The organism is Isoalcanivorax pacificus W11-5, from assembly GCF_000299335.2.
Lineage (GTDB): Bacteria > Pseudomonadota > Gammaproteobacteria > Pseudomonadales > Alcanivoracaceae > Isoalcanivorax > Isoalcanivorax pacificus.
Map to the genome: position 1 here is coordinate 3,929,879 of NZ_CP004387.1, position 24,383 is coordinate 3,954,261.

The following is a 24,383-nucleotide window of genomic DNA, read 5'->3' on the forward strand; positions in this document are numbered from 1 at the left end:
CAGGCGGTGGCAGGGCTACACCGGGAACGCCGCCACCACGGAGGATGAGATCATTTTCCCCGGGGTAACGGCATCAGGCTGGCGGCGCGCACATCATCGGGTATCAGGATTTCCGTCGATACCGGCAGGTGGTCTGACAGCAGGCAGCTGTCGAGCACTTCGGTCTGCACGGCCTGCAGGCCGCTGCTGACGAGAATATGATCCAGGTGTTTTTCCGGCGCCCAGCTTGGATAGGTACGATGCTCGCCGTCCATCAGCTTCATGTCCAGTTCTGCCAGCGGAGAATTCAGCAACTGGTCCGGCAGGCAGTTGAAATCGCCCATGATCACCACGTAGCGGTATTCCCGCAGCAGCTTGCTCAGGTAGGCGAGCTGGGCGTTACGGTGCTTGCCACCCAGTGCCAGATGCACGCCCACCACCACCAGCGGCATCTCCGGGTGACCGTACTTGACGATAAAGGCGCCCCGGCCGGGCAGGCCCGGCAGGCGATGGTCTTCCACCTGGTAGGGCACCACGCGGCTGAGCAGGCCGTTGCTGAACTGGCCAAGCCGGCCCAGGTTGCGGTTGAGCTGTTGGTGCCAGAACGGGAAATCGGCCAGCGAGGCCAGGTGCACCAACTGGTTGAGGAACTTCGAGCGCAGGCTGCCGCCGTCGACTTCCTGCAACGCCACCATGTCGTAGTCGCGCAACACTTCGGCGATGTTCTGGATATTGCTGAGGCTGCGCGGATGTGCGACCAGATGCTTCCAGCTGCCGGTGATGTAGTCGCTGAACTTGCTGGTGCCGATACCGGCCTGAATATTGAAGCTGAGCAGCTTCAGGCGGTCATCGGGCAGTTCGATCATGCTCGGCTGGCGGGTACGCCCGCGCAGGCCCTCGCGCACGAGGGAGAAGCCCTTGCCACGGCTACGCGGCGTATCGGGGGAGATCGGGTCTGTCTTCAATGGTTCACCTGTCAGGCACGCCGGCAGTGAAGCCGGCGTGCTCGATCAGCAAGGTTACTTGCGGGCACTGCGTTCCCGGTTGACCAGATAATCGACCACCTGGAAAGTCTCGGTGTCGTTTTTGAGGTTGGCCCGCAGCACCACGTATTTGCCGTTGACGGTAAAGGCCGGCACGCCCCGGAGGCGATAGTCGCGGGAGGCAGTATCCGCCTGGCGTACCTTGGTGGAGACACCGAAGGAGGAATACAGCTCGTTGAACTCCTCTTCACTGACATCGTACTTCTCGAAGAAGGCGGCGATGGATTCTGCCGAGAACAGCGGCTCACGATGCTTGTGGATGGCATCGAACAACGGGGTGTGGATTTCGTCGGTCAGGCCCTTGGCCTCGGCCACGTAGAAGGCGCGGGCCAGCGGCTCGGCACCACGAATGAACAGAATCGGCGAGCGGACAAACGCCACGTCTTCCGGCTTGTTGGCTTTCCAGGCATTCACGTAGGGCTCGACACCGTAGCAGGCCGGGCAGCCGTAGAAGAAGAACTCGCGCACTTCGATCCTGTCCGGGTCCAGGGTGGCCACCGGCTCGTCCAGCACCTCATAGTGCTGGCCTTCGACGAACTGGCCGTCGCTGGCCAGCACCTGGGCCTGCGCCGGGGCAATGATCAGGGCGCCCAGCAGGGCAGCCGCCCCAGCAAGTACTCGAAACATCCGGATATCTCCTTTCTGGTTATCACTGTATGGAGCCTTTGACCGAAAAACGCGGCAGTTGCTCCCGAAGCAGCGAGGATAAACGATTTTACCGGTCGATGGGTGTCGTGGCAGCGGGCCAGCATGCGCCTTTTGGCAGGCACAAAAAAGGCGGCCGGTGGCCGCCTTCTCTGGTGTGTCAGTGCCCGCTTACTCGGACAGGCCGCTGATGAAGCTGGCCACGGCCTTGATTTCGCGGTCGGTCAGCTTGGCAGCGATGGACTGCATCATGCCCGGCGCATCGGAATCGGTGTCGTTGCGACGGTAGGCCTGCGCCCCCAGGTCATCCCGGCCGGCCGCACGGAACGCGCGCAGCTGGTCTTCGATGTACTGGGCCTGCTGGCCGTGCAGCGCCGGGAAGCCGGCCGCTGCGATACCGGCACCGGCCGGGCCGTGGCAGCCGGAACAGGCGGACACGCCGGATTCCAGATTGCCGCCACGGTACAGGCGGGCGCCGGCTTCCACCAGCTCCGGATCAGCCTTGCCGACTTCGACGGTCTGGCTGGCGAAGTAGGCGGCCAGATCAGCCATGTCCTGCTCGGACATGCTGGCGACCTGCGCCTGCATGATGGCGTTCTCACGGGCACCGCTCTTGTAGTCCTGCAGCTGCTTGAGCAGGTATTTCTCGCCCTGCCCGGCCAGCTTCGGATACATGCCCACCTGGCTGTTGCCATTGGGACCGTGACAGGCTGCGCAGACCGCAGCCTTGGCTTCGCCCGCTTCGGCATCACCGGCGGCGTGAACGTAACCGGCCGTGGACAGGCCAGCGAGCATCAGGGCAAACAGCTTCAAGGACTTCATCGCCTTTCCTTACGTTACGTCGTCTTACTTGGACATGTATTCGATCAGCGCGCGGAATTCGTCGTCGCTGCAGTCGGCACACATGCCGCGCGGCGGCATCGCGCCAATACCGGAACGGGTGTGTTCGAGCAGGGTCTCCATGCCTTTCTCAAGGCGTGGCGCCCAGGCGGCCTGATCACCGGCCTTCGGAGCACCGGCGGCACCACTGCCGTGGCAGAACACACAGCTCTTGTTGTAACGGTCTTCGATCGCGTCAGCACTGACGGCGCTGGTGAGCAGCAAAGCTGCCAGGGCAACCATCCACTTCATTCGATGCGCTCCTCGCCTCCGGGAACCCGCCGGGGCCTGTTCTGAACCAGCTCGGGAGTTTCATGCGCGGCGCCGGTCGGGGAGGCCGGGGTGCCACGCGGCGCGCATTATATACCACAGCGGGTCTATTTCGTCACATCCAATGTGGGTTTGTCGGCCCGCTTTCCGCTGTGCCGTTGCATCTGCCGGACACAGCCGCCACCATTGCCCTGCCCCGCCCCCGGGGCGCCGTGACCGAGAGCCCATGCACCCTGTAGAACGCCTGCTGCGGCAGACCCAGTTCCTGACCAGCGCCCAGCGGCTGGACCAGTGCCCCCCCGACGAAGGCCTGGAAGTGGCCTTTGCCGGCCGCTCCAATGCGGGCAAATCCAGCGCCATCAATCGCCTTACCGGCCAGAAGAGCCTGGCGCGGACCTCGAAGACCCCCGGCCGCACGCAGCTGCTGAACTTCTTTGAAGTGACCGAAGGCCGCCGGCTGGTGGACCTGCCCGGCTATGGCTACGCCAAAGTAGACCGTGCCACGCGCCAGCAGTGGCAGAAGGAGCTGGATGGCTACCTGGCCGAGCGCCGCTGCCTGCGCGGGCTGGTGCTGTTGATGGACATCCGCCATCCGCTGAAGGATTTCGACCGGATGCTGGTGGACTGGTCCGCCGAGGCCGGTATGCCGCTGCACCTGCTGCTGACCAAGGCCGACAAGCTCAGCTTCGGCCAGGCCAAGACCACCGTGATGAAGGTCGCCAGCTCGCTCAAGGGCCACCCGGCGCCGCTCACCGCGCAACTGTTCTCCTCCACCAGTGGCGCCGGCTGCGATGATGCCTGGGATCGTCTGGGCGGCTGGCTCGAACTGCCGCTGGACTGACCGGCACCGCCTCCCACCTGACGCCGGCTGTCACCCGGCGTCACTCAGCGACCTTTTACGGCAGGTGAAGCCTGCCGCCCTCCGGCATGCGCTTGCCCACATTCGCCCGAAGCCGCGTCCACCGGGGCATTTGTCATGTCGGTGTCAAAGCTGGCACGGGGTTTGCTTTGTTAAAGACAGGTAAGAAAACCCGTTGGGGAACGGGTGCCTGGCCTGAACGGCAGGCAAAAAAAATCCCTGGCAGCAAATCGGGGGAAGGGAACGACTGCGCTGCCAGGGAGGCTTGCCGCCTCCGGTTCTCTGGGGGAAGAAACCGGAGACTAAAAAGCTGCGGACCGGCGAGGGTTACTGGGGGATCGGGGGGTACCGTTCCGCAGCTATTTCCTGTGACTCATTGTATCGGGCCGGAGTTCCCGGTTTTCAACTTTTCTGCTCCGGAACTCTACTCTTTTACAGATTTTACCGTTTGGCACAACACTGGCGTGTTTTTTCTTGCGGTGCGTCACACGGAACGCGTGCGTCACCGGACAAACGGTCCTCAGAAACGGTTCGGCGCCTTCACCAGACACCCCTCCTGCACACTGCTGCCCGGCGCGCCAACGACGCGTGAAGGCAGGCGCCCTCCGTCGCCCTCTGATCAGATATCACCACTGTGCTGATTCCAGAACTGCCGTGCCGTTCGCCCGGAGCGCCCGCCCTTTTCCATCGAAAACCGCCGCGCCAGGGTATGTAACTGCTCACGATCATTCACCGCCGGAAACAGGTGGTCGATCATCTCGAAATACTGCTGCTCGGAAATCGGGTAGAACGACAGCCCCAGGCCAAAACGGTCTGCCAGGGAGATCTTTTCCTCAACGGCGTCACCCAGGTGCAATTCGCCATCCACCACGCGGCTGGCGGCGTTGTCACGGTGGTATTCCGGCAGCAGGTGCCGGCGGTTGGACGTCGCATAGATGCGCACGTTTTCCGGCGGCAATTCGATTGAGCCTTCCAGCACGGTTTTCAGGTGTTTGTAGCCACGCTCACCCTCGTCAAAGGACAGGTCATCGCAGTAAATGACGAAACGCTGTGCGCGTTCGCGAATATCGTCGACGATTTCCGGCAGCGACGCCAGTTCGTCCTTGTCCACTTCAATCAGCCTCAGCCCTTGCGGCGCAAATTCATTCAGCACCGCTTTCACCAGTGATGACTTGCCGGTGCCGCGGCTGCCCCAGAGCAACACATGGTTGCAGGGTTCGCCCGCCAGGAAGCGCTCGGTGTTGCGTACCAGTTTGCCTTTCTGGGTGTCGACACCGAGCAGGTCATCGAGACGAATCGGATCAAGGTGCCGCACAGCTCGCAGTTGCCGGTTATGGGCGCGCCAGACCGCAGCAGTGGTCAGTTTCCAGTCGATACTGCTCATGAATCAGTGCGCCTCGTCCCAGTTGTCGCCTATGCCGGCATCCACCACCAGCGGCACCTTCAGGTCTGCAGCGCCACTCATCAATGCGGTCGCTTCATTGATCAGGGTATCCACCTGTTTCTCGTCGACCTCGAATACCAGTTCATCGTGCACCTGCATGATCATCAGCGCGTCGATACCGCTGTCTGTCAGCCACTGGTCCACGCGGAGCATGGCGCGCTTGATGATGTCTGCCGCCGTGCCCTGCATCGGCGCGTTGATGGCAGTGCGCTCCGCAGCCTGGCGCATGGCCGCGTTGCGGCTGCCGATTTCCGGGAGGTACAGGCGGCGGCCGAACAGCGTTTCCACATAACCCTGTTCGGCGGCCTTGGCGCGTGTGCTGTCCATGTATTCGCGCACACCGGGATAGCGCTCGAAATAACGGTTGATGTAATCCTGCGCCTCGCCGCGTGGCACACCCAGCTGTTTCGCCAGGCCGAATGCACTCATGCCGTAGATCAGGCCAAAGTTGATCGCTTTGGCGTTGCGGCGCTCGTTGTCGGTCACCGCATCAAGGGATTTTTCCCACACTTCTGCCGCCGTTGCGCGGTGAATATCCAGGCCGTGTGCAAACGCATCCAGCAGCCCTTTGTCGCCACTGAGGTGCGCCATGATACGCAACTCGATCTGCGAATAGTCAGCCGCGACGATCTTGCGCCCGGCGGGCGCCCGGAACGCCTGGCGAATGCGACGCCCTTCTTCGCTGCGCACGGGAATGTTCTGCAGGTTCGGGTCGCTGGACGACAGCCGCCCGGTCGCGGCCACGGCCTGATGGTAAGAGGTATGCACGCGGCCACTGCGCGGCTGCACCATCTCCGGCAGCTTGTCGGTGTAGGTACTTTTCAGCTTGTTCATCGCGCGGTGCGCCATGATGACACTGGGCAGTTCATATTCCAGCGCCAGCTCGGCCAGCACCGGCTCGGCAGTGGACGGCGCGCCTTTCGGTGTTTTCTTGATCACCGGGATATTCTGTTCGGTATAGAGAATCTCACCAAGCTGCTTGGTGGAATTGAGGTTGAACGGGCGCCCGGCGATCTCGTGCGCCTGCTTTTCCAGCGCGGCCATTTTTTTCGCCAGTTCCTGGCTTTGCAGGCGCAACATGCCGGCATCCACGTAGCAGCCGTTGCGTTCAATGCGTGACAGCACGCTGACCAGCGGCACTTCGATCTCACGGAACACGCGGGCCAATGTCGGGATCGCCTCCAGACGTGGCCAGAGTGTTTCGTGCAGGCGCAGGGTAATGTCCGCGTCTTCCGCCGCATAGGGCGCGGCGTCATCAATCGCGATCTGATTGAAGGTGAGCTGCTTGGCGCCTTTGCCCGCAATGTCCTCGAAGGCGATATTGCGATGGCCCAGAAACTTCAGCGCCAGCGAATCCATGTCGTGGCGGGTGGCGACGGAATCCAGCACGTAGGATTCCAGCATGGTGTCGTACTCCACCCCGCGCAGCGTAATGTCGTACTGGGCCAGCACGCTCATGTCGTACTTGAGGTTCTGGCCGATCTTTTTCAGGCCCGGATCTTCCAGCAACGGCTTGAGTTTCTTCAGCACCGCGTCGCGGTCGAGCTGGTCGGGCGCACCGGGGTAATCGTGCGCCACCGGGACATAGGCGGCCTCACCCGGCGAAATGGCAAAGGAAACACCGACCAGTTCCGCCTGCATGTAATCCAGGCTGGTGGTTTCGGTATCAAAGGCAAACAGCTTTGCCGCAACCAATCGTTGCAGCCAGTCATCCAGCGTTGCGTCGTCGGTGATGGTGACGTAACTGGCGCGATCAATGCTGGTCTCGGCGGTGACGTCCTCGGGCACCTCCTCGCCGTCGAGTATTTCCAGCAACCAGCTTTTGAATTCCAGCGTGCGGTACTGCTCTGCCAGGGCCACCTTGTCCGGCTCGCGCAGGGTCAGTTCGTCGAAGGTCTCGTTCAGCACGCAATCCAGCTTGATGGTGGCCAGCTGGTAGGACAGGAACGCCTGGTCACGATGCTCTTCGAGCTTTTTCGGCAGGGTCTTGGCACCGCGAATCGGCAACGCCGGCACCTTGTCCAGATTGTCGTAGAGCGTCGTCAGGCTGCCGATGCCCTGCAGCAATCCCAACGCCGTCTTTTCACCGACACCCGGCACGCCGGGGATGTTGTCGACCTTGTCGCCCATCAGCGCCAGCAGATCGATGATCAGCTCCGGGCCAACACCGAATTTTTCCACCACACCGTCAGGGTCGAGCACCGTGCCGGTCATGGTATTGACCAGCGTGATGTGACCGTCCACCAGTTGTGCCATGTCCTTGTCGCCGGTGGAGATCACCACCGGCTGGCCGGCGGCGGCGGCCTGCCGGGCGAGCGTGCCGATCACGTCGTCGGCTTCCACACCCTCTTCCACGATCAGCGGCAGCCCCATGGCACGGATCAGCGTGTACAGCGGTTCCACCTGTGCGCGCAGTTCATCCGGCATCGGCGGGCGCTGGGCTTTGTACTGTTCAAACAGTTCGTCGCGGAAGGTTTTACCCTTGGCATCGAATACCACGGCCATGCGTTCGGGCTGATAGTCCGCCAGCAGTTTGCGCAGCATGCTGGCGACGCCGCGCACCGCGCCGGTCGGCTGGCCGGACGAGGTGGCCAGGGGCGGCAGGGCATGAAAGGCTCGGTACAGGTAGGACGAGCCGTCTACCAGGACGAGGGGTTTCGGTTGTGACATGGCGTGCGGGCCTGTTCGCGGCTGGAGAGAGCATCTTGCCGCAGGCCCGCCAGATTTCAACCGTTTGCTGCGTCAGAACAGAAACACGGCGGCCAGTTCGATGGCGTCCAGGGCCAGGGTGTCGCGGTCCACGTAACGCATGAATTCCACACTCAGCGCCAGCGCCGGTTGTGGCTGCCAGTAACCGCCCAGTCCCCAGCTCAGACTGGTATCGTCGTTGCGTTCGGTATCGCTGCGGCAGGCACCGGCGTTGCAGCGCCGCAGGCGGGTGCGGATCTGCGCGTCAGAGAGGCCGGCAAAGGCCCGCGCGTAAACATGCTCTGCCAGTGGCAACCGCGCCAGGACCAGTGCCGAGGCCAGATGATCAAGACTGTCGTCACGGCGCGCACTGCCGCTACCGACGGCGCGTTCGTCCCGGTCGGCAACGATGCCGCGCGCGATGCGCAACTCGGTGCCGAACATATCGTCCATCATGCCGCCGACCCGCAGCCCCAGCGTCAGCGGCCTGGCATCGAGGTGCCCGAAATCCAGCGTCGTCTGCGCGGCACTGACCGCCACCCAGAAACGCGGCTGGTCACGGTAGACGGACACATCGGCCAACGCAGGCCGGGCGGAAAGCATCAGCAAAAAAAGCAGACAGGCCAGCCGGCCGGCGCGCGGCCATCCCCGGTATCGCATGCGGAACTCCGTTGTTGTTATACGCCCTTCCCAGGGCCTGTTATCAGCGCCGTGGCGCTGTCGGTACGTGCGCACCGCCAATGCCCGGCTGCACGTTTTTTATGCGTTCCGCGAGTTATAACGCAGCCACCGGGCAAACGGCACGGTGGCCCGACGAACAGCAGCATCAGTTGCGGGGCAGTTCACACAAGCCGGCGTGGAACAGCGCTGCGGCAAAGCGCGCGGCGTAGTCCGGGTCCAGCGGGCGGCGGCTGACCATCACCCGGCTGATTTCGTGACCCACGCCCACGAAGGCCGCTGCGATGTATTCGCTGTCGGCGTCTGGCAGCCAGCCACGCGTCTTGGCGTCGTCGATGTCCTCGACCAGATGCTCCATGGCCAGACAGAACATCGGGATACGATTGAGGCTGCCAATGGAGGTTTCGTGCCGTCGCGCCAGCTCGAAGCTGACCGGATTGGCGGCCAGCCCGCGAAAGTAGGCTTCGTAGCCGAAGCGCACGAACTCGGCCTGGCTGGTCGCCTTGCGACGGAACTCGCGCACGGATTCCGCCACCCGGCCGATATGTTCATCAACAATTGCGGCAAACAGCGCTTCTTTATCGGCGAAGTAGTTGTAGAAGGTGCCCAGGGCAAGATCGGTGGCGTTGACGATGTCCCGGACGGTGGTGGCCTCGAAACCCTTTTCCAGAAAGATGTCCGTGGCGGCGGCGATCAGGGTTTCCCGGTTGCGTAGTTTGGTCAGTTCACGCTTGCCCTGGCATGGTTCGCCACGGGCAGCCAGTCGTTGCGTATGCATGGCCGATGCCTCCTGCATTGGGCCGTCCGCGAAGCAGAGCGCGGACTTGATATCCGGCGATAATCCACTGGCATGATGCGCACGCCCGGGCCCCTTCCCTGCCTGGCGTGCACCGGCTTTATTGCCAGTGCCGGATGATAAGGTGATCGAACACCCGCATTGCAGTCCATGCGCCGACGAATGGCAAGTGGCGGCAGTTTGCCAGCACACCAGTACCAATTTCTTCACGTACATGCCCGCACGCATACGTTTCAACCCGGCGCTATACTCTCGCCCATGACTGTCTTCACACCCCTGACACCCGACCAGATCAGTGCCCTGCTCGCAGAGCATCAACTCACCCTGTTGCACCAGCGGCCGATCAGCGAGGGCATCGAGAACAGCAATTATCTGCTGGAAGCACGTCGTGCCAACGGCATCCCCGTGGCGCTGGTGCTGACGGTGTTCGAGACTCTGCCGGCGGACAGCCTGCCGTGGTTCATCGAGCTGCTGCACCGGCTGCAGGCCCGGGGGCTGTTCGTGCCGGCCCCGTTGGGCGGCACGCAGGCATTGATGGAAGTGGCCGGCAAACCGGCTTTTCTCGTACCGAAACTCTCCGGACACCATCTTGCCCGGGCCGACGGCACCCAACTCGCCACGCTCGGCAGTGCACTGGCACAGATCCATCTGACACAGGCCCCTGAAAACCTCACCGCACCGCCAAATCCGATGCAGCAACTGGCCACACTGGTGGACAACCACCTGCACCGCCTGCCCGGCCCCGACCGGGCCCGTGCGGAAACACTGCTTACCCGCTGGCAACAGCGGCTGCCGACGCCGGTGCTCTGCCACGGCGACCTGTTTCGCGACAACGTGCTGTTCAACGGCCAGCAACTCACCGGCCTGCTGGATTTCTACAACGCCGGTGAAGCACCGGCGGAATACGACCTGGCGGTGACCATGAATGACTGGTGCCTGGATGCTGCACGGCGACCGGTGCCGGCACTGGAAACCGCGCTGCTCAACGGCTACCAGCATGTGCGCCCGCTGGACATGGCCGCGCGCATGCGGCTGCCGCTGGCACTGGCCATCGCGGCGCTGCGTTTCTGGCTGTCGCGGCTGGGGGCGGAGCAGCCCGGTGAGGAGGTGATTGGCCAGGGCAGCAAGGACCCGGCGGAGTTCGAGGTGCTGTTCCGGTTACGCGCGGACGCGCTGTAGCCAGGCTGCCGTCAGGCTTCGCGGATCATCGTCGTCAGCCGCTGGTGCCAGGCGACATCCTCCCAGAAACCGGGGCTGTGCGGGCGCGCGTGCAGGCCGGTGGTAATCACCGGAATGCCTTCTTCCAGTGCCGCCATCACCATGTGCTCGGACACCAGGCGCACCCAGTCCCAGTCCAGCGCGCTTTCGCGGGCATCGTGCACATAACCTTCGCCCAGGATCGGCGCCAGCCGGCGCATGCGGGCAAACTCGGCCTGCTGGTGCAGGCGTCGTCCGGCGCGACGGCTCCACTGGCTCTGCCGGGCGCGGTACAGCAGCGCCGCCACGCGGCTTTGCAGCCGGCTCGCCACGGCCGGGGCCACGGGGGTCAGCATTTCACCGCTGGCAAACCGGAAACGCGGGTCGTCGCTGAGCCAGGCGTGGGTGTCGAGAAAATCCAGTTCGCTGGTGTCGAGCTGCCGGATGTTGTCTTCCTGCGTAGCCGCCACGGACACGCCGTATCGGTAGTGCGGATACAGTGCCCGCAACGAACGCGGCACCTCCAGCAGATACTCTTCCACCCGCCGGCAAACCCCGCCCGACCAGCCGAGCATCTGCGGTAGCGGGTTGCGCGGGTGGCTGGCAAAAATGCGCCGGTAGGCACCGTGGGCGCAGGGCGCCTGGGGAAATTCGTGGCAGAAATCCACGCCCAGGATCAGGTCGGCGTAGCCTTCGTTTTCAATGAAAGCGAGCGTTTCTGCCCAGACGCGGACAAAGTCCTGTGGCCGTCGCACAAAGGACCGGCGTGCCTGGGTATCAGGCATGAACCAGCTGGTGAGCCACAGGCTGATGCCGTGGGCACGGGCGCGGCGCAACATTTCCACCAGCGTTTTACGCGGCTGCACCTGCACCGGCACGCGGGCGCCACGGCGCAGGTCGAGCCCTTCGGGCAACACGTCGAAACGGTCCTGGGTCAGCCCGCTTTCACCACGGGCCAGCAGATGGGGGAAGGGGTCCAGGCGCAGGGCGTTGTAGCCCCGTTCGGCCAGCTCGGCAAACACCTTGTCCAGATCGCGGTACTCACTGGCGCGGCCGTCACGGCGGGTCAGCCAGGAATAATCCCAGCAAGCCAGCGCCAGGCGCGGTGTGCTGCCCGCCTCTCCCACCATCAGACACCCTGAATACAAAAAAAGACGGTCCAGCATACGCATTTGCGCGCTGGCGACAATGGGCCTGCCGCATATCGGCCCGGGCTGCCTGATCAGCCCTGATCGCATTACAGTAGACCCGACCCGCAACCGGAGAAGCGCCCGTGGCCCGCCCGGCAATCACTGACATTTTCACAGGCTCGAACACCCCGCCCTGCACCATGCAAGAAACCCGCCGCCTGCGCGCGGCGTGGCTGTTGGCGGGCCTGCTGGCGGGCGGCAGCACCTTCGCTGCCGAACGGCTGCCGGAGTCCGCGCCGGGTGATGAGCCGGTGGGCCGAGACATGGCCGAACGGTTTCCCGCGCCGGTGATGGATGCCGAGGAGATGGAGCGGCTGTTTCTGGAAACGCCGCTGTTGATCGAACCGGAAGAAACCCGCCGTGGCGGTGGGCGCACACTGCCGGACCAGCAACGTTACGCAGAGCAGGATCCGAGTTTTCTCGAGCGTCTGCGCAGCCAGGGCACCGTGGCCCCGCCGCCGCCACCGGAGCAGGTCACCCCGCCACCGCCCCCGGTGGGCATTCCCGTGCGCGAACTCTGATCAGGGCGCCGTCAGGCACTGGCTGAACAGGCCTTGCAGGTGGGTCAGCAACCCGCTGTAGGTGCCGCCAGCCACATCCCGGCCGAGCGGATCGGCCTGCACCAGCCGACACTGGTCACGGCACAACCGCTCCAGCAATGCCCGCCGCGCTTCCGGCTCCGCCATCACGCAATGCACTTGCTGCGCCTGCAAGGTGCTGCTGAGTTCCACGAAACGCCGGCTGCTGGCCGAGGCCTCGATGTTGTGGTTGATCACCAGCGGACGGCGCACGCCGAAGGCATCTGAAAAATAGGCCCAGGCGTCGTGATGGCTGAGGTACGGCGTGCCCGCCACCGGCGCCAGCGCAGCACGCACGGCGGCTTCCGTTTCGGTCAGCGCGGCGTCAAACAGCGCCACACGTTGCACCACCTCATCACGCGACAATCCGAGCGCATCTGCCTCGGCCGGCAACGCCTGCGCGAGACGCCGCATGTTGGCCGGGTACAACCACAGGTGTGGATCAAGCAGCCCGTGGTGGTGGGCATCGTCGTCGTGGTGATGGTCGTGGCCTTCATCGCCGTCGCGCCGGTACACGCCATCAAGATCCGTCAGCGCCAGCTGGCGGCCGGCATGGCGCTTCAGCAACCCGGCCATGCCCGGCTCGGCGTCGGCGCCGAGCCAGACCAGCAGATCCGCTTCGCGCACCTGCCTTGCCTGGCCCGGTGTGAACGAGGCGTTGTGCGGGGTCTGGTTCGGCAGCATCAGCGTCTCGACGCGTACCGCATCACCCAGCACTTCGCGCAGCAGCATCGCCACCGGTTCGGTACTCGCCAGCACCTTTGGACGGGACACTTCGGCGGCAGCGACGACGCCATTCAGGCACAACAGCAGGGCCGCGAGCAAAACACGCATGGAAACTCCGGTGAATAAAACAGGCCGCGTAGTATATCATCGGCGCTCCACCGAATACGCCGCTGACACAGGCTTTGATGCATGGCCGCACCCCGCCCCGTCCCCGACACCACCGATGCACCGCTGATTGCGCTGCATGACGTGGCAGTGCGCTTCGGCCAGCAGGAAGTGCTCAGTGACATCCATCTCGCCCTGCACAGCGGCCGCATCACCACGCTGATCGGCCCCAATGGCGCGGGCAAGTCCACCCTGGCGCGGGTGATCCTCGGCATCGTGCCGCCCAGCCGGGGGCGGGTGACCCGGCGCACCGGCCTGCGTATCGGCTACATGCCGCAGCGGATCAAGATCGACGACAGCCTGCCGCTGACCGTGGACGGTTTTCTGGCGCTGGGCATGGCTGGCGCGACCCGCGCGCGGCGTGATGCCCTGGGCCGCGCCGGCGTGGCACATCTGCGCCGGCGTGCGGTGCAGGCGCTGTCCGGCGGCGAAATGCAGCGCGTGCTGCTGGCCCGGGCACTGCTGCGCAAACCGGACCTGCTGGTGCTGGACGAGCCCGCCCAGGGCGTGGACGTGGCCGGCCAGGATGCACTCTACGGCCTGCTGGCCGAAGTGCGCGATGAACTGCGCTGCGGCATTCTGCTGATCTCCCACGACCTGCACCTGGTGATGGCCGCCACCGATGACGTGGTGTGCCTGCACCATCACATCTGCTGCTCCGGCACGCCGGAAGCCGTCAGCCGCGATCCGGCCTTCCGCGACATGTTCCCCGGTCACCCGGCGACGAACCTGGCGCTGTACACGCATGAGCATGACCACGAGCACGACCTGCACGGCAACGTGGATTGCGCGGAGCATCATCACCATGATCATTGAGCTGTTGCTGCTGCCACTGCTGGCCGGCCTGGCCGTGGCCGCCGTCGCCGGGCCAATGGGCGCCTTCGTGGTGTGGCGGCGCATGGCGTTCTTCGGTGACACGCTGGCGCACGGCGCCCTGCTCGGTGCCGCCTTCGGGCTGGCGTTCGGCCTGGCGCTGTATCCGGCCGTGGTGCTCTGCTGCCTGGTGCTGGCACTGACGCTGGTGGCCCTGCAACAGCAACAGATCATCGCCAGCGACACACTGCTCGGCATCGTGGCACACACCACGCTGGCACTGGGCGTGATCGCGATCAGCCTGCTGCCATCGGTGCAGGTGGACCTGTTCGGTTTTCTGTTCGGTGATCTGCTGGCCGTCAGCGGCCGTGACATTGTCTGGCTGTGGAGTGGCGCACTGGTGATCCTGCTGCTCACCGTGCTGAACTGGCGCCGCCTGCTGAGTATCACCGTGAACGAGGAACTGGCGCGCGTGGAAGGCATCAACGTGGCCGCCACCCGCACCCTGCTGATGCTGATGCTGGCGTTGCTGATCGCCGGCGCCATCCGCACCGTCGGCGTATTGCTGATCACTTCCCTGCTGATCATCCCCGCCGCCAGCGCCCGGCGTCTGTCGCGCACCCCCGCCCAGATGGCGATGCTGGCGAGCCTGCTCGGGGCCTTCGCCGTGATCGGCGGGCTGGCCCTGAGCTGGTTTGCAGATACGCCCGTCGGCCCCTCCATCGTGGTGGCCGCCGCCAGCATCTTCGTGCTCTCCCTGCTGGCACCGAGAGCGGCCTGACGGCGGTTTTCGGTCTTCTCGTGTGCTCGTTTCCGCCCCTTCCGTAACACCCCCTCACACCCTGTGCATTTCACACACCCAAGCGCACTGAACCGTTACATGAGGTAAATCAGTGCCTACATATTGCCCACGCCGCGCTGCCTATAGTCATGAGTGGGCGGGGGTCCCTCCGCAATCGTGGGAAATATCTGGCAATGAGGGTTACACAATGAACGGAATCTTTGCTCGGGGCGCCCTGCTGGGCGCGGTGCTGTTCGCACTGGCCGCCTGTGGCGGCGGGGGCGGCAGCAGCAACAACGCGGGAAGCGGCGGCAACCCACCCGCGGAGCCGGCGTCACCTGCCACTGAACTGACCAGCACCGAAAACGAATTTACCGAAGCGTTCTGCCCGTCCGCGGTGACCGGCCAGGTAGAGGGCCAGATTTCAGCGACCGACTGCCAGGCAGAAGCTTCCTCCGGCATCCCCGGCCTCAATGGCAATGTCCTGGCGCGTTTCTGCCCGGAAGCCGCCGAGGATTTCGCCGTCATCACCCATGACGACAATGGCCTGACCGTGCTGCCGATGGACTTCGGCCCGGCCTGTCTGCAGGAGCTCGCCGGCATGCTCGGCAATCTGGAAGACCTGCTCGGCGGCGACGGCGGCAATCCGCTGCTGACCGCGCTGTGCCCGACGGCGTCCATGAGCAACGAATTCAACCCGGCCGACTGCCTGACCGAGGCCCTGAGCCTGGGCAATGGCGACCTGCCGGGCCTGTCTGAACTGACCGAACTGGTCGGCCAGATTCCGGTACTCGGCGACATCATCGGCGCCCTGATGGGCGGCGGGCTGCCGGGCGAATTCCCGGGCCTGGACGGTCTGTGCGACCCGACCGATCCGCTCGGCTGCCTCAGCGCGCTGGCGGAGCTGCTGAATCCGCTGACCGACGCACTGGACCAGGTGCCGGTGCTGGGCGACCTGATCAACGGCCTGCTCAGCGGCGAGTTGCCGGGCGGTGGCCTGCCGGGTGGCGGCGATCTGCCGGGCCTGGATCAGCTGGCCGGCCTGCTGGCCCCGCTGACCGGGCTGCTGGGTGAAATTCCGGTGCTGGGTGACGTGATCAACCAGCTGCTTGGCGCCCTGCTGGGCGGCGGCACCCCGGGCGGCGAACTGCCGCAGCTGCCGGGCCTGGGCGATCTGTGTGATCCCGCTGATCCACTGAGCTGCCTGGCCGCACTGTCTGACTTGCTGGGCCCGCTCACCGGCCTGCTGGACCAGGTGCCGGTGCTGGGTGACCTGATCAACGGCCTGCTCAGCGGCGAACTGCCGGGCGGTGGCCTGCCGGGTGGCGGCGATCTGCCGGGCCTGGAACAACTCTCTGAACTGCTGGCCCCGCTGACCGGTCTGGTTGAGGAAATCCCGGTGCTGGGTGATGTGGTCAACGGCCTGCTCGGCGCCCTGATGGGCGGCGGCACGCCAGGCGAACTGCCGGGCCTGCCCGACCTGGGCGAACTGTGCGACCCAACCGACCCGCTGAGCTGCCTGACCGCACTGTCTGACCTGCTGGCACCCCTCACCGGCCTGCTGGACCAGGTGCCGGTGCTGGGTGATCTGATCAACGGCATTCTCAGCGGTGAACTGCCGGGCGGTGGCCTGCCGGGCGGCGGTGACCTGCCGGGCCTGGAACAACTCTCTGAACTGCTGGCCCCGCTGACCGGTCTGGTCGGTGAAGTGCCGGTCCTCGGCGACATCATCAACCAGTTGCTGGCGCCGCTGCTGGGCGGCGGCACCCCGGGCGGCGAACTGCCCGACCTGGGCGGCCTGTGCGACCCGGCCGACCCGTTGAGCTGCCTGGGTGCGCTGACCGAACTGCTCGCCCCGCTGACTGACGCGGTGGCACAAGTGCCCGTGCTGGGTGATGTGGTCAATGGCCTGCTGGATGCCCTGCTCTCCGGCGGCACCCCGGCACTGCCGGGCATTCCGGACCTGGAAGCGCTCTGCGGCGACGCCGCTGACCCGCTGCAATGCCTGCTGTCAGTCGAGCAACTGCAACCGATCACCGATCTGCTGACGCAGATTCCGGTGGTCGGCGACATCCTCGACGGCCTGCTCGGCGGCGTGCTGGGTGGCGGCACGGGCGGCGGCAGCGGTACGCCGCTGGACGACCTGCCGATCCTCGGCCCGATTCTGGGGCCGATCCTTGGTGGCCTGTTCGGTTAAGGCCGCACTGCTCGCACCAGAGAAAGGGGCCGTCCCAGGCCCCTGCCCCAAAGACCGTGGTCACGACAACGAGGCACTCGTGCCGTGACCACGGGCTCTCTCCCCCTCCTGCATCACCACCCCGCATCGCCGTCAGCGCGTCACGAACGCCGCGCACAACAGCAGGCAGAACAGGCCGGCGGCAAACTTCGGCTCGTGGTAGTCCATGAACAGAAAGGTGATCGCCAGCCATCCCAGCGCGGCGGCCACAGACAGGAGCAGCACCGGCGTTTCGGCCAGCACGCTCATTGCCCGCCAGGCCAGATACAGCCCAAGCAGCCCGAACACAACCTGACCCAGCGCAAACGCGGTATTTAACCCGTAATACAGCGTCGCCTCCGGTCCCGGCGCGCGCGTGCCGCGCAGGTACTGGGACACCACATCAACACTGAAATGAAGCAGCCCACTCAGCGCCAGCCAACCGTAGGCGGCATAGACAAGATACTGGTGCATGATAATTCCTCCCCGTGCGCCGAAAGACGCGACTCAGCCGTTATGCACCACGCCGGCAAGCCGTTCTGATTCAGCCCAGAGCCTTGCCGCGCTGTCCGCCTCAGCTGCCTGCGGCGGGATCTTGGCAGCGACGGGATAGCCACGCGTTTCACCTAGCTTGTCCGGGCCGTAATAGGCACCGCCGCGGGCCTGTGCCGAGGTTGCGGCAAACAACGTTGGCAAGGCACCCTGCGCCGCCGGCTGGAACAGAAACCACAGAAAGCGACGCGCCATGCCCGCAGCACTCCAGGCACCGGCACCGTTGGGCAACAGCTCCGTGCGCGCAATCCCCGGATGCACCGCGATGCTCTGGATACCCCAGCCGGCCGCCTCGCTGCGACGCTGCAACTCAAATGCGTACATCAGGCAGGCCAGCTTCGACTGGCTGTAGGCGACCATGGGCCGGTAAGCGCGCGCCGACTGCAAGTCGTCGAAATCGATCGTGCCGCTGCGGGCGGCAATACTGGAGGTATTGATGACACGCGCTGACGCACTCTGGCGCAGCAGAGGCAGCAGCTGGGCGGTCAACGCAACATGCCCCAGATAATTGGTGCCGAACTGCAACTCGAACCCGTCGGCGGTCAGCTGGCGCGTCGGCGGCGTCATCACCGCAGCGTTGTTGATCAGCAGATCAAGCCGGGGGCGTGCTTCCCGCAGACGTTTCCCAAATGCCGTAACGGACGCCAGGCTGGCGAGGTCCAGCATCTCGAACCCTGCCCGGGCATCCGGCACATGCTGACGGATCTGATTGACGGCCGCCTCGCCCCTGGCGCGGTTTCGGCCCGCCAGGATCACCTCCGCGCCCGCACTGGCCAGTGCCAGAGCGGCCTGATATCCAAGCCCGCCCGTGCCGGTGATGATCGCGGTGCGACCGCGTTGGGCGGGGATATCCGCCATCGTCCAGTTCGCCATATCTTTGCCTCGCAAGGGATGGGCACGGTAAGCTAAGTGCACAATCAAATGCACTGAGTGCAAAATTTAATGCACTTGGTGCACCATTGCAACAGGCCGCCCGAATGCCAGAGACCCTCCCCACCGCGAACACCGCGCCCGGCGAAGGCTTGCGGGAGCGCAAACGCCGCGAAACACGTCAGCGCATCGCCGAAACCGGGCTGCGCCTGTTCCTGGCCAACGGCTACGAAGGCACGACGCTGGACACCATCGCGGCAGAAGCCGGCATCTCGCGCCGCACGTTTTTCTCCTACTTCAAATCGAAGGACGACATTGTCCTGTTCTGGATGGACGCCAATTGGGCCAGCATCTATACCGAGCTATTGAAGGTATCGCCGGACGTGGCGCCACTGGACGCCGTCTGCGACGTGATGCTGGAACACAGCGCCCGCTATACGGCGGAGGAAATGACGGCCATCGACAGGCTGATGCGTTCAAGCGACTCCCTGCTTTCCCTCAAGCCGGCGTTCTACGCCAAACAGGAACAGGCGCTTTTCAGCACCCTTTGCGAGGTCTGGCGACAGCCGGAACGGCGTGCCGCCCTGCACATGGTGGCGATGGTATCCATCGGTGCCGTGCGATTGGCGACTCAGGCGTGGAACGATCAGGGCAGCCAGCGACAGCCGGTAGCAGCGCTGCTCAAGCAAGCCTTCGATGGCTTGAAAGCCGAGATTCAATCAGCGTCCTGACCCGGCTGCCCGGCACGCCGCGCCGGCAAACCCCCTGCCCGGATTTTGCGTGATGTGGGCGCAGGCGTGCTCTGGGCTTGCGGCTGGACCGATGCTGCTGTGCGTGTCCCAAACCTGCTCCGATGGTGATGGTGACTCTTTCGCCAATCTGTGCAAATATGGACATCAACTCCAAATTTGCACAAGCCATGATCCCTCGAATCCTTACCAAAGAGCTACGCACACAACTCACCGAATACCCGGTGGTCACCGTGCTGGGCCCACGGCAGGCAGGCAAAACGACGCTGGTGCGCTCCATCCTCGCGGACTATGACTATGTTTCCCTGGAAACCCCGGAAACGCGCGAGTTCGCCAACGAAGACCCCAAGGCCTTTCTCAAGCGTTACCCAAAGCGGGTGATTTTCGATGAAATCCAGCGCACGCCCCACTTGCTAAGCTATATCCAGACACTGGTGGACGAACGGCCCGGCGAGAACGGTCAGTTTGTTCTCACTGGCTCCCACCAAATGGAATTGCGTGCCGCCATCAGCCAATCACTGGCTGGCCGTACCGGCATACTGCATTTGCTGCCTCTGTCCATCCCTGAACTGAAGGCAGCAGGCATGGGCTTCGAGCATTTCACCGAGTACGCCTTCCACGGCTTTCTGCCACGTATTCACGACCAGCAACAACGGCCCCACCGGGCATGGGCCAATTATTACCAGACCTATGTCGAGCGCGATGTGCGCCAGCTTATCAACCTGAAAGACGCCACCCTGTTCGAGAAGTTCATCAAACTGATGGCCGGGCGCGCCGGGCAAATTATCAATTACCAATCACTGGCCAACGATATCGGCGTGGACAACAAGACCGTCAAACACTGGCTTTCCATTCTCGAAGCATCATTTGTAGTCTTCAAATTGCCGCCGTATTTCGATAATTTCGGCAAACGGGTCATCAAATCACCCAAGTACTATTTCATTGACGTCGGCTTATTGACCTATTTGCTCGATATAGAAACCCCTCAACAGATCACCCGTGACCCACTGCTTGGCAGCATTTTCGAAAACCTCGTCGTACTGGAAGCCCTGAAGGCCCGCTATAATCAGGGGCATGCAGCCAACCTGTACTTCTTCCGTGACAGCCACGGCAATGAGATTGATCTTCTGCATAAATCTGGCAGTGAACTGAGTGGCATGGAAATCAAGGCCGCAGAAACCTGGAACAGTCATTTCAAGCAGGGCCTGAAACGCTTTTCCCGAAACAACCATGCCCTTGCCCGTGCAGCGGTCGCTTATAATGGCGAGGATTTTCAGATGAGCGATGGCATAGAGGCCGTACACTTTTCCCGTGCCGGGACATGGCTAACGCAAGACGGGAGCTGAACGCCAGCGGGCTCGTGCCGGCTTTTTCAGCACAGCATCGCAGATCATTTCCGGTATTCACTTGGCGCGCAATTCATCCAGCGCTTGAACGCACGCACAAAACCGCCAGCATCCGTGTAGCCAAGATGCGCAGCCACCTCCTCGACCTTCATCTTGGTATTGTCCAGCAACTGCAAGGCAAGCTGCCTGCGCTCCTCTTCTATCAATTCACGATAGCTGGAACCTTCCTGCTCCAGCTTGCGGCGCAGGCTGCGGGAAGACAGCGCCAGCTCGCTGGCCATATCATCAAGCGTGGCGCCAAGCCCCATGTCGCCAAGCAGTTTCTGGCGGACCTTGCCGGTGATACCGATATTTTCCACAGCCACCATGCGCTGACGACATTGCTGCTCCAGCATGCGCGTCAGTGTGGGCTCGTAACCGGGAAAAGGCTTATCAGCACCCTCGTAGCTCACCATGATGCGATGGGCCGGCGCATTAAAAACTGGCGCAACACTGCACAGACCTTTTACGAGCTCCGGGTTGACCTCAGGAACACCGATGAATTCCACCGCTTTGAAATCCACACCATGAAGGGTGATTTCCCGGACCAGATTAATGGCTGTCGCCATGTCCCGCTCCAGCAGAAATTGTCGCAGATGAGAAGGGATCGGATCAGCATCAAACGTGACACCAAAGGCATTTTCGTCTTCACATATCGCGACCCGGCAGTAAGCGGTGCTCAGGGGCAGGTAACGTATCCCCAGGACAATCGCGTCGCGCAACGTCTTGCAAGTGCGGAGCGCAAATCCCCACACCCCGAACGTGGCCAGACTATACTGCAAACCCAGCTCGAAGCCGGACGGCCCCGCATCCGGCAAGGCCAGCATGAGATTCTCGATAAGGCGCATTTCCTGGGTGCGCGTGATCAGCCCCTCACCCCCTGCGAGGGAGACATCAGAGATCCCGGTGCCCAGCAGGCAGGTTTGCCGGTCGATACCGTTGCGCTGGGCGAAATTGAGCATGACCTCGCTGATCGCCGCCGGGTGCAGTGTTTCCCCAGTGTTGTGCATGGCTCGTTACCACTTCTTCCAATGGCCAGTATTGCAGGGCAGATGGCCGCAGCGGCTATTCTGGTGGCTATGGGGCGACTTTACTATGGGATATGACAGTCCCGACAAGAGGCCACCTGCATGGAGCCGGCGACATTGAACAAGCAGGCCATTGCCTGCGCGAAACATTATATGGGGAAAACGGCCTGGCTGACCGTTGCGCTCACGTTGGCAGTGGTGGTGACTTTTGCGGCCACGCTATTATTGTTCGCCGGCGGAGCATTGCCTGCCTGGGGCGCTTACCTGGCGGTGTCCGTGCTGACTTATATGGCCTATACACCGCTCCATGAAGCCGCCCATGGCAACATCCAGGGCCAGCACGATAGTCGAAAATGGATGAACGATCTTTGCGGTTATCTGGTTGCTCCCATCATCGCCATCCCCTATGCGTCACACCGCATCGAGCACTTCGCCCATCACCGTTATACCAATCAGCCGGAGAAAGACCCGGACTTTATAGTCAGTGGCATGCAGAAGGGCCTGATGGCCGTGGTCACTAACGGGCTGCGCTTGCTGTGGATTCAGAATACCTTTTTCCTGAAACACGGCTGGGCTGGCGCCTCAGCGACCGAACGCCTGATTTATTGCATGGAACTCGCGGTGTCACTGGGCTGGCGCGTTGCCTTAATAGCCCTGGTGCATCAACCCGGCACGATAGCCGTGGTTTTAGGGGGTTATTACACGGGCGCTCTTTTTACTGCGTACTGGTTCGCCTATCGGCCGCATCACCCGTACAAGACAAGCGAACGCTATCGCAACACCAATAGCCTGATCATGCCCTTCTGGATGAAACCCGTGGAGTGGTTCTGGCTAGGGCAGAACCTGCACTCCATTCATCATCTTTTCCCCCGCGTCCCCTTTTACAGATACCATGCGCTACATCGGGATATTCAGTTTATTCTGCGGGAACAGGGCACACCTATTATCGGTATCTTTTCGCGCCAACCGGTGACGAGTGGCCAACCCGGAAAAGAAACACCCAGAGTTGTCTGATCAGGCTCCACAGAAAGGAGCCGACTGGATATCCAGACGGCAGCACTCAGACATTGTCACCAGACGCGCCCGGGTGCCGAAACGTTTGGTGATGTGATGCTGGAATTTCAGGGGGAAGGCTGATCACACGCGTCCGCAAACCCTTCCACCGGCTTTCCCGTTGCCCGCCTTCGTCTCCGCCAAAGTGCGCCGGCACAGGAATACACGAAGCAGGCGAACGGCAGCGTCAATTATGACGGACGATATCAGGCAGCTTTCTGCTTTTTGGGCATGATGAATTTCATCAAGGTCATGAACCACATCAACTGACCCGGATCGCCTTCGATCTTGATCTTGCCCTGCTGCATGCCTTCCATGAACGCCATCTGGTTCTTGCCGGCCTTTTGCAGTGTGGCGAAGGCGTAGGCAGCGTCCTCGAAGGCCAGCGTCACGGTCGGCGCGGGGTTCAGGCCGCCACGGGCGGTCACGCCGCTGGGCTGGAAGTGAAACCAGCGTGCGGGCGCACCCGCTTTGGTGCGCCATTGCATGATCACGTTGCGGTTTTCCAGTTGCTTGCGGAAATCCGCGTTATGGCGCCCCAGCCAGCGCAGGCGCCAGCCCAGAATCAACAGTACCAGCCGAAATCGCATTGCCGTTCCCTCGTCTGAAAAAAGCCGCCGCCTCAGAACAGGGCGGGCAGCTCCTTGTTGAGTTTCATTTTTTCGCCGCAGGCGTCGCCGGTCAGGGCGTAGCCACGCAACTGCCCGTCGGTGTCGCGGAACAGTGCCTTGACGTGGTGGCCATCGACCTCAAACTCCCAGTCGCCGGCCACATCCTGTGGCGGCGGCACGCACACCACCGGGCAGGCCGGCGTCTTGATGGTCACCGGCATGACGCCGTAGCTCACCGCAGTGTCCTCGCCAGCGAGGGTTTTCGCCAGCGCGCGCGCCGCGCTCATCAGCGGCAGCACATACAGCAGCACATGGCCGTTCACTTCCGCGCAATCGCCCAGGGCATAAATATCCGGGTCACTGCTGCGCAGGAAACGGTCCACTTTGACACCGCGGCCGGTGTCCAGGCCGGCGTCTTTGGCCAGGCCAATGCGCGGGCGCAGGCCCACGGCAGACAGCACGATATCCACGTCCACGGTGCTGTGATCGGACAGCGTCACCCGCACACCGTCGCCGTGCCGGTCCACGCGCTGCGCAAACGGGCCGAAGTGAAACACCACACCGAGTTTGCCCAGCGCGGACGACACCGCCACCGATGCCGGCTCCGGCAGGAAGGTCGGCAGGCAGCGGCCTACCGGCTCCACCACATGCACCTTATAACCGCCGTTGGTGAGGTCGTTGGCGAACTCACAGCCGATCAGGCCGCCGCCCACCACCAGCACGGTTTTCTTGCCGGCGGCCGCCTCGCGGAAGCGGGCGTAGTCCATCAGGTCGTTGACGGTATAGACCGCGTCCATGCCGTCGCCTTCCATCGGCGGGCGGAACACGTCGGCGCCGCAGGCCAGCACCAGCTTGCTGTAGGTCAGCCGTTCGTCGCCGAGCACCACTTGTTTTGCGTCACGATCGATCGCCGTAACGGTAACGCCGGTACGCAGCGTGGCATTGAAGGTCGATGCGGTCTGTTCCGGACCCCCCATGGCCAGTTCGTCCGCGCCCTTTTCTTTGGTGAAACCGGTGGAGAGCATCGGCTTGGAATAGTTACGACCGTCATCGGCGGTCAGCATGATCACGGGGGTATCCTGGTCGAGCTTGCGCAGCTCTTTGACCAGATTGAAACCGGCCAGGCCGGTTCCGATGACGATAATGGGGTCCATAGGCTTCTCGGTGTCCGGCGGCATTGATCAGGGCA

Annotated in this window: 24 protein-coding genes; 9 read left to right on the forward strand and 15 right to left on the reverse strand. The window is 63.3% G+C overall.

The features are described 5' to 3' along the window. Positions 1-50 precede the first annotated feature (50 nt). From S7S_RS17675 to S7S_RS17690, 4 genes are all read right to left on the reverse strand, one after another. The gene (locus S7S_RS17675; protein ID WP_238582914.1) at positions 51-944 is read right to left on the reverse strand and encodes an endonuclease/exonuclease/phosphatase family protein; all 894 of its coding nucleotides are present in this window, start codon (positions 942-944) and stop codon (positions 51-53) included. A 54-nt stretch (positions 945-998) separates the two neighbouring features. After that, complete coding sequence (locus tag S7S_RS17680; protein ID WP_008734777.1) at positions 999-1,649, reverse strand: thiol:disulfide interchange protein DsbA/DsbL; 651 nt, start codon at positions 1,647-1,649, stop codon at positions 999-1,001. Positions 1,650-1,838: 189 nt separating this feature from the next. Further along, a complete protein-coding gene (locus S7S_RS17685) occupies positions 1,839-2,489 on the reverse strand; it encodes a c-type cytochrome (RefSeq protein ID WP_008734775.1) in 651 nt (216 codons plus the stop codon). Positions 2,490-2,513: 24 nt separating this feature from the next. Next, positions 2,514-2,798 (reverse strand): c-type cytochrome, encoded by a 285-nt coding sequence (locus S7S_RS17690; protein WP_008734774.1) that lies wholly within the window; start codon positions 2,796-2,798, stop codon positions 2,514-2,516. A gap of 244 nt (positions 2,799-3,042) precedes the next feature. Between S7S_RS17690 and yihA the strand changes: the two genes are divergently transcribed. After that, a complete protein-coding gene (gene yihA, locus S7S_RS17695; protein WP_008734772.1) occupies positions 3,043-3,657 on the forward strand; it encodes a ribosome biogenesis GTP-binding protein YihA/YsxC in 615 nt (204 codons plus the stop codon). A 637-nt stretch (positions 3,658-4,294) separates the two neighbouring features. Here the strand turns inward: yihA and S7S_RS17700 are convergent. The 4 genes from S7S_RS17700 to S7S_RS17715 all read right to left on the reverse strand — a co-directional run bounded on the left by S7S_RS17700 (position 4,295) and on the right by S7S_RS17715 (position 9,263). After that, complete coding sequence (locus tag S7S_RS17700; protein WP_008734771.1) at positions 4,295-5,059, reverse strand: ATP-binding protein; 765 nt, start codon at positions 5,057-5,059, stop codon at positions 4,295-4,297. Positions 5,060-5,062: 3 nt separating this feature from the next. After that, complete coding sequence (polA, locus tag S7S_RS17705) at positions 5,063-7,789, reverse strand: DNA polymerase I (RefSeq protein ID WP_008734768.1); 2,727 nt, start codon at positions 7,787-7,789, stop codon at positions 5,063-5,065. A 72-nt stretch (positions 7,790-7,861) separates the two neighbouring features. Continuing rightward, positions 7,862-8,467: an outer membrane beta-barrel protein gene (locus S7S_RS17710; RefSeq protein ID WP_008734767.1), complete on the reverse strand. Its 606-nt coding sequence runs from the start codon at positions 8,465-8,467 to the stop codon at positions 7,862-7,864. A 166-nt stretch (positions 8,468-8,633) separates the two neighbouring features. Continuing rightward, entirely contained in the window at positions 8,634-9,263 is a 630-nt protein-coding gene (locus S7S_RS17715; RefSeq protein ID WP_008734765.1) for a TetR/AcrR family transcriptional regulator, read from the reverse strand. A gap of 276 nt (positions 9,264-9,539) precedes the next feature. On the opposite strand from S7S_RS17715, the gene S7S_RS17720 reads away from it, so the two are divergent. Further along, complete coding sequence (locus tag S7S_RS17720) at positions 9,540-10,460, forward strand: homoserine kinase (RefSeq protein WP_008734763.1); 921 nt, start codon at positions 9,540-9,542, stop codon at positions 10,458-10,460. Positions 10,461-10,471: 11 nt separating this feature from the next. Here S7S_RS17720 and S7S_RS17725 read toward each other — a convergent pair whose 3' ends face one another. Then, entirely contained in the window at positions 10,472-11,608 is a 1,137-nt protein-coding gene (locus tag S7S_RS17725) for a cellulase-like family protein (protein ID WP_008734761.1), read from the reverse strand. A gap of 143 nt (positions 11,609-11,751) precedes the next feature. Between S7S_RS17725 and S7S_RS19905 the strand changes: the two genes are divergently transcribed. Further along, a complete protein-coding gene (locus tag S7S_RS19905) occupies positions 11,752-12,189 on the forward strand; it encodes a hypothetical protein (RefSeq protein WP_041026032.1) in 438 nt (145 codons plus the stop codon). Here S7S_RS19905 and S7S_RS17735 read toward each other — a convergent pair whose 3' ends face one another. Further along, the gene (locus S7S_RS17735; RefSeq protein ID WP_008734756.1) at positions 12,190-13,080 is read right to left on the reverse strand and encodes a metal ABC transporter substrate-binding protein; all 891 of its coding nucleotides are present in this window, start codon (positions 13,078-13,080) and stop codon (positions 12,190-12,192) included. A gap of 81 nt (positions 13,081-13,161) precedes the next feature. Between S7S_RS17735 and znuC the strand changes: the two genes are divergently transcribed. The 3 genes from znuC to S7S_RS17750 all read left to right on the forward strand — a co-directional run bounded on the left by znuC (position 13,162) and on the right by S7S_RS17750 (position 16,928). Continuing rightward, on the forward strand, positions 13,162-13,953 hold the full coding sequence (znuC, locus tag S7S_RS17740; protein WP_008734753.1) for a zinc ABC transporter ATP-binding protein ZnuC: 792 nt from the start codon (positions 13,162-13,164) through the stop codon (positions 13,951-13,953). After that, positions 13,946-14,731 (forward strand): metal ABC transporter permease, encoded by a 786-nt coding sequence (locus S7S_RS17745; protein WP_035203802.1) that lies wholly within the window; start codon positions 13,946-13,948, stop codon positions 14,729-14,731. Before znuC ends, S7S_RS17745 begins: the two co-directional genes overlap by 8 nt. A gap of 208 nt (positions 14,732-14,939) precedes the next feature. Continuing rightward, positions 14,940-16,928: a hypothetical protein gene (locus S7S_RS17750; protein ID WP_008734750.1), complete on the forward strand. Its 1,989-nt coding sequence runs from the start codon at positions 14,940-14,942 to the stop codon at positions 16,926-16,928. 132 nt (positions 16,929-17,060) lie between these two features. Here S7S_RS17750 and S7S_RS17755 read toward each other — a convergent pair whose 3' ends face one another. Both S7S_RS17755 and S7S_RS17760 read right to left on the reverse strand, forming a co-directional pair. Next, a complete protein-coding gene (locus tag S7S_RS17755; protein WP_008734748.1) occupies positions 17,061-17,420 on the reverse strand; it encodes a hypothetical protein in 360 nt (119 codons plus the stop codon). A gap of 33 nt (positions 17,421-17,453) precedes the next feature. Then, positions 17,454-18,371 carry an SDR family oxidoreductase gene (locus tag S7S_RS17760; RefSeq protein WP_035203676.1) on the reverse strand — a complete coding sequence of 306 codons (918 nt, stop codon included), beginning with the start codon at positions 18,369-18,371 and terminating at the stop codon, positions 17,454-17,456. A 104-nt stretch (positions 18,372-18,475) separates the two neighbouring features. Here S7S_RS17760 and S7S_RS17765 point away from each other — a divergent pair, with 104 nt between their 5' ends. After that, the gene (locus S7S_RS17765) at positions 18,476-19,099 is read left to right on the forward strand and encodes a TetR/AcrR family transcriptional regulator (RefSeq protein WP_008734743.1); all 624 of its coding nucleotides are present in this window, start codon (positions 18,476-18,478) and stop codon (positions 19,097-19,099) included. Positions 19,100-19,257: 158 nt separating this feature from the next. Then, the gene (locus tag S7S_RS17770) at positions 19,258-20,463 is read left to right on the forward strand and encodes an ATP-binding protein (protein WP_008734740.1); all 1,206 of its coding nucleotides are present in this window, start codon (positions 19,258-19,260) and stop codon (positions 20,461-20,463) included. A gap of 44 nt (positions 20,464-20,507) precedes the next feature. On the opposite strand, the gene S7S_RS17775 is transcribed toward S7S_RS17770, so the two are convergent. After that, positions 20,508-21,512, reverse strand: coding sequence for an AraC family transcriptional regulator (locus S7S_RS17775; protein ID WP_008734738.1), 1,005 nt, complete (start codon positions 21,510-21,512; stop codon positions 20,508-20,510). A 120-nt stretch (positions 21,513-21,632) separates the two neighbouring features. Between S7S_RS17775 and S7S_RS17780 the strand changes: the two genes are divergently transcribed. Continuing rightward, positions 21,633-22,544, forward strand: coding sequence for a fatty acid desaturase family protein (locus S7S_RS17780; RefSeq protein ID WP_008734736.1), 912 nt, complete (start codon positions 21,633-21,635; stop codon positions 22,542-22,544). A gap of 245 nt (positions 22,545-22,789) precedes the next feature. Here the strand turns inward: S7S_RS17780 and S7S_RS17785 are convergent, their stop codons facing one another. Next, a complete protein-coding gene (locus S7S_RS17785) occupies positions 22,790-23,173 on the reverse strand; it encodes a hypothetical protein (RefSeq protein WP_008734733.1) in 384 nt (127 codons plus the stop codon). Between the two features lie 32 nt (positions 23,174-23,205). Further along, positions 23,206-24,348 carry an NAD(P)/FAD-dependent oxidoreductase gene (locus S7S_RS17790; protein ID WP_008734731.1) on the reverse strand — a complete coding sequence of 381 codons (1,143 nt, stop codon included), beginning with the start codon at positions 24,346-24,348 and terminating at the stop codon, positions 23,206-23,208. Positions 24,349-24,383 lie beyond the last annotated feature (35 nt).